Here is a 688-nt window from a genome sequence, read left to right on the forward strand (position 1 = left end):
GTTTAGATGCTGTTTTTTGAGTTTTTGTAGGTGCTGTCTGATTATCCTGAGTCAACTGACAAAAGACTTGCTCGATAGCCGCGATATAGACATCTGCCACTTGCTTGTCAGGTAGCTCTTTAAGCAACGCTCTAGATAATTCAGTATTGCTGCTAATATTTGTATGGTGTGAGTCTGATTTTGAGCCTAAAGTTGCTTGCTCGACCTGATTTTTAGATGAGTAATGAGTATGAGAGATTAATTGTTGATACAGGGTTTGTATCTCTACATTACTGGGAGATTTATGATTGACCAACCATTTGATACCCAATATGTCTTTGGCAGAGTGGCTGGCGGTTACAATAATGCCATGGCCTTGATACTCCTTTGCCCAAAATGCCATCATGGGTGTGGTAACAAGACCGAGCTGGATAACGCATAAACCCTGCTGAGTCAGTACAGTAGAGAGTGTACGTGCAATCGATTCGCTGCCATGACGCATGTCATAACCAATAACCACGATATTTTTAACACTAACATCGTCAACGCCAGTATTTTGCGTAGTGTCTATGGGCGTATCGGCATTGCTATCGATAGAGGTAATAACATTTGTATCAATATTGACATCACTGGTACTGGTATCGCTATTTTTTGTTAATTGGCTGCATTGAGAGCCATAGAGCTGAGCAAAACGATGGCCCAGCGCTTG

General features: G+C 41.9%; 1 pseudogene. It reads right to left on the minus strand.

Annotation, left to right across the window (positions count from 1 at the left end):
• Positions 1-682, minus strand: a pseudogene (locus tag ACS8FC_RS17805) (hypothetical protein); the annotation flags it as partial.
• Positions 683-688: the final 6 nt, after the last annotated feature.

This window comes from Psychrobacter sp. 1Y4, from assembly GCF_051847555.1.